The sequence below is a fragment of the Methylobacterium ajmalii genome, from assembly GCF_016613415.1.
Lineage (GTDB): Bacteria > Pseudomonadota > Alphaproteobacteria > Rhizobiales > Beijerinckiaceae > Methylobacterium > Methylobacterium ajmalii.
Genome location: NZ_JACWCT010000069.1, coordinates 1 through 4,366 on the forward strand (window position 1 = coordinate 1; position 4,366 = coordinate 4,366).

4 protein-coding genes and 1 pseudogene are annotated in these 4,366 nt (G+C 75.0%); 2 read left to right on the forward strand and 3 right to left on the reverse strand.

All coding sequences use genetic code 11. The features are described 5' to 3' along the window. Together HPY23_RS13110 and HPY23_RS13115 are read right to left on the reverse strand one after the other, a co-directional pair. A pseudogene (locus HPY23_RS13110) lies at positions 1-503 on the reverse strand (thermonuclease family protein); the annotation flags it as partial. 188 nt (positions 504-691) lie between these two features. Next, positions 692-1,480: a hypothetical protein gene (locus HPY23_RS13115; RefSeq protein ID WP_091882853.1), complete on the reverse strand. Its 789-nt coding sequence runs from the start codon at positions 1,478-1,480 to the stop codon at positions 692-694. 416 nt (positions 1,481-1,896) lie between these two features. On the opposite strand from HPY23_RS13115, the gene HPY23_RS13120 reads away from it, so the two are divergent. Beyond that, positions 1,897-2,817, forward strand: coding sequence for a lipid kinase (locus tag HPY23_RS13120; RefSeq protein ID WP_091882850.1), 921 nt, complete (start codon positions 1,897-1,899; stop codon positions 2,815-2,817). Positions 2,818-2,830: 13 nt separating this feature from the next. Continuing rightward, positions 2,831-3,571: a TerC family protein gene (locus HPY23_RS13125; protein ID WP_091882847.1), complete on the forward strand. Its 741-nt coding sequence runs from the start codon at positions 2,831-2,833 to the stop codon at positions 3,569-3,571. 140 nt (positions 3,572-3,711) lie between these two features. Here HPY23_RS13125 and HPY23_RS13130 read toward each other — a convergent pair. Continuing rightward, positions 3,712-4,366 (reverse strand): acid phosphatase (locus tag HPY23_RS13130; protein WP_200649624.1); only part of this gene is annotated, 655 nt, incomplete at its 5' end.

Genomic DNA, 4,366 nt, shown 5'->3' on the forward strand with positions numbered 1-4,366 from the left:
CGCCGCGCGAGGCCGGGCTTCAGCCCCGCGCCCGGCGGGGGCGGGGCGACCGGGAGCGCGGCCGCCTCGGGCGGTGCGGGCTCCGGGGGCGGACGGCGCAAGCGCGCCCCGAGACCCCGGACGGTCTCCTTCAGCCGCGCCGTCCGGTCGGGCCGGGCGGGGGCGGGCGTGCCCGGCCGGGGCGCGGGATCGACGACGATCCAGTCCCGCGCGGCCGGCGCCGAGGCGGCGGGGCCGGGCGCGGCGGGAGGCAGGAAGAGGGTCGGGTGCTGGCGGCGCAGCTCGTCGACGAGGTCGCCGAGGGTCAGGGGCTGCACCTCGCCGGCCGTGGTCCGGGTGCGCGGGCGCCCGTCGCGGTCGACGACCTGGTAGCCGGGCGGGGCGTCGAGGCGCCGGATCGCCGCTTCGACCAGGAGCTCGAGGGTGCGACGGGCCACCGCGACGGGACGCTGACGGTCGATCTCCGCCCGGATCAGCGCCTGCAACTGCTCACGCGTGGTCATGTCCGCATCACGTCCCATCGTCCCGGCAGCGGGGGTCCCGAGCCGCACCCGTCGTCCGGGCCGCCCCACATGTAGGTGCCGAACAGCGTCCTGTCACAGGGCGGCCGCGCTTGATGTCTCGCCCGCGACGCCCGTCGGGCCGCCGCCCCGACGGGCAGCGGCGGTGACCGGGAGGTCGCGAGATGCGCTCAGTCGCGGCTCGCCACGGCCTCCCGGCGCACGACCCGGCTGTTCTCCGACACGATCACCGGCCGCCCGCCCGCCAGGCTGACGGCGAGCTCGAGGTCGACGGTGCCCTGCGAGCGCACGCCGCGGGCGGGGCTGAAGGCCGAGAAGTCGACCGTTGCCCGCACCTGGCACAGGGCGAGGCCGGCGCTGCAGGCGGTGCGCAGGGAATCCGGCCGCGGCCGGTAGCGCCGCTCCGGCCAGCGCTGCACGAAGCGGCGCTTCTCGGACATCAGGCTCGCCACGCTCATCGTGCGGCCGTGGAAGACGACCTGATTGCCGTAGAAGCCCGGCGCGTCCGCGAGCGTCGTGCCGTTGGGCCCCGAGATCGACGCCAGGTAGTCGCGCGCGAGCCGCTGCGAGGCCACCGCCCAGTCGCGCATCTGGCCGTCCGAGACGGCGACCGGGGCGGGCGCGGGAATCTGCACCGGCAGCGGCCGCTCGGTCCGGGCGAGACGCGCCGCGCGCCTGGCCTCGGTGGCCGCATGGAGCCCGCTGCGGGCCGGCCGGTGGGCCTCCTCGGCGAGCCGGCGCGGGGCGGTCGGCTGGGACTTGGCCTGGACCTTGGCGGGCGGCGCCTCGACCCGGGGGCCGGGCTCGACCTTCGGCGCGGGGGCGGGCGCCACGCCGGCGCGGGCGGGCGGATCGACCCAGCCCTGCGCCAGGGCGGCGGGCACGATCAGGAGGCTCGCGCCGAGCCCGAGCAGGGCGGCCGCGGGACGGGTGGGGAGAGGCCGGAAGGGACCGAGCATGGGGGGCGGCACCGGGGGGAGGACCAGGTTCAGAACGGTGAACGTTCGTCGCCGCGGTTACGGTTCCATTGCGGACGCTGCGCCCTCCCCGCTACCCACGCTGCCCACATCCCCGCGCGGGTCCCGGGCCCACCGCGGATCGGGCCGGCGTCCCGCGCGAAGGGCGCTCCTCCCGGCCCGGCGGCCCGTTCGCCGAGCCTGCGGTGCTCTTGCGAGCGCGCAGCCCTTGCCGAGCGCGGCCGCGACCCCACCTGAAGGGCTCCCCGGGTCCGGGCCCCTCTGGCGGTTCGAGGCGTCGACCGCGATGTCGGACCCCTTCTCTGCCTTTGTGCTGACGCGGCACGATCGCACTGGAGGGCCCGCACTCGTGCGCGTCGTTCCCCCCGTCCATTCCCGTCCCGTCGCGGGAGGCGCCAATGTCCGGCGCTGAGGCGACCCGGCGGGCCCTGCTCGTCGTCAACAAGAAGGCCCGCAACGGCGGGCTGGACCTCGAGGCCGTCAAGGGCGTGCTGCGCCGCGGCGGCATCGAGCCGGTGGATCCGCCGCCGGGCGAGACCGACTGCAAGGCGCTGATCCACGCCCACGCGGCCACCTGCGACATGGTGATCCTGGGGGGAGGCGACGGCACCCTCAACGCCGCCGCCCAGGCGCTCACGGAGGCGCAGCTGCCGCTCGGCATCCTGCCGCTCGGCACCGCCAACGACCTCGCCCGCAGCCTCGGCCTGCCGGCCGACCCGCTGGAGGCCGCGGAGGTGATCGCGTCCGTGCCGGCCCGGCCGATCGACCTCGGCTGCGTCAACGGCCACTACTTCTTCAACGTCGCCAGCATCGGCTTCTCGGCCGATCTCGCCGGCGAGCTGACGGCCGACCTCAAGCGCCGCCTCGGCACCGTCGGCTATGCGGTCGCGGCGTTCCGGCTGCTGCGCCGTTCGCGGCCGTTCACGGTCTATATCGAGCACGACGGCACGGTGGAGACCGTGCGCACGATCCAGGTCTCGGTCGGCAACGGCCGCCACTACGGCGGCGGCATGACGGTGGAGGAGAACGCCACCGTCGACGACGGCCTGCTCAACTTCTACAGCCTCGAGGTCGCCCATTGGTGGCGGCTGCTGGCCCTGCTGCCGGCCCTGCGCCGGGGCACGCAAGGGAAAGCCGCCGACGTGCGCGCCTTCCAGACCACCGAGGTGGTGCTGCGCACCAAGAAGCCGCGCCCGGTCAACACCGACGGCGAATTGACGACCTACACCCCCGCCCACGTGCGGGTGCTGCGACAAGCCGTCCAGGTCCACGCCCCGCCGCCCGCGGCGCCGACGGGCCGCCCCTCGATCTTCCCGTAGAGAGGATCTCGCCGTGGAGTCCCTCGTTCAGCTCGCCGCCGACCCGACGGCCTGGGCCGCCCTCGCGACCCTCGTCGTCATGGAGGTCGTGCTCGGCATCGACAACCTGATCTTCATCTCGATCATCACCAACAAGCTGCCGGTGGCGCAGCAGTCGCGGGCCCGGCGCATCGGCATCGGGCTCGCGCTGATCCTGCGCCTCGCCCTGCTCGGCACCGTCGCCTACATCGTCCACCTGACCCAGCCGGTGTTCGAGATCTTCGGCAAGGGCCTGTCCTGGCGCGACATGATCCTGATCGCCGGCGGCCTGTTCCTGCTCTGGAAGGCCACCAAGGAGATCCACCACAGCCTCGATCCCGATCCGGCGGAGAAGACCGGTGGGGGCGCCTCGCTCGGCTACGCCGCGGCGATCGGCCAGATCCTGATCCTCGACCTCGTGTTCTCGATCGACAGCATCATCACGGCGGTCGGCATGACCGAGCACGTGCCGATCATGGTGATCGCGGTTCTCGCCGCGGTGACCGTGATGCTGGTGGCCGCCGATCCCCTGTCGCGCTTCATCGCCGCCAACCCGACGGTGGTGATGCTGGCGCTGGGCTTCCTGATCATGATCGGCATGACGCTGATCGCGGAAGGCTTCGGGGCCCACGTGCCGAAGGGCTACGTCTACACCGCCATGGCCTTCTCGGCCGGCGTCGAGGCGCTGAACATCCTCGGCCGGCGGGCGCGGAAGGGGAAGCGCAACGCGGCGTGACGCGCCCCTGAACGTTGCTGCGAGAACAGCCCCCGACCGTCACCCGGTCGGGGGCTGTTCTCGTTCGGGAGGATCCGGCGTCGTGGCCGACGGCGCGCTCCCCGGCCCGAAGGACGCTCAGCGGGAAGGCGGGACCGTCGTCAGGGAGACGACGACGCTACGGCCTCGCGGGCGCAGACGGCCGGATCGGGCGGGACCGTCGCCGCGTCGGCGAATTCGGCCCGGGCCCGCTCGAGGTCGACCCGGAACGCCGCATCGCCGATCAGCGCCGCGAACAGGGCGCTGCCGGCGAGGCGCCCGGCCTCGACGTCGCTCGCCCAATGCACCCCGCAGACGATCCGGCTCTCGCCGTAGACCCGGGCGCGGGCCAGGACCGGGGCGGCGCGCTCCGGCATCAGGGCGGCCAGCACGAGGCCGAAGGTCCAGCCCTCGGTGGCGTGGCCGGACGGGTAGGCGAGGCTCTCGTCGAGGGCCCGGCTGCGCGGGCCGCAGAGGAGCGCGTCGTTGCCGAGATGCGGCCGCAGGCGGGCGAAATGCGCCTTGGCGTCGCGCACCACCGTCACCACGTCGCGGCGGACGCGGGCGAGGAGACCGGCCAGGACCGGCAGCCGGACGGGGTCGAGGCGGCGGCCGGCGGGGCAGGAGAAGTGGCCGAGGAGCGCGGCGATGCCCGAGGGGATGTCGGCGGTGGCAAGCGCCCAGCGCGGGGTGCCGGCGAGCGCCCGGGTCGCGGCGTAGGTCGCCGCGTCGGCGGCGTGCGCGGCGCTGCCGGGCTTCGGCGGCGGTGGCAGGATC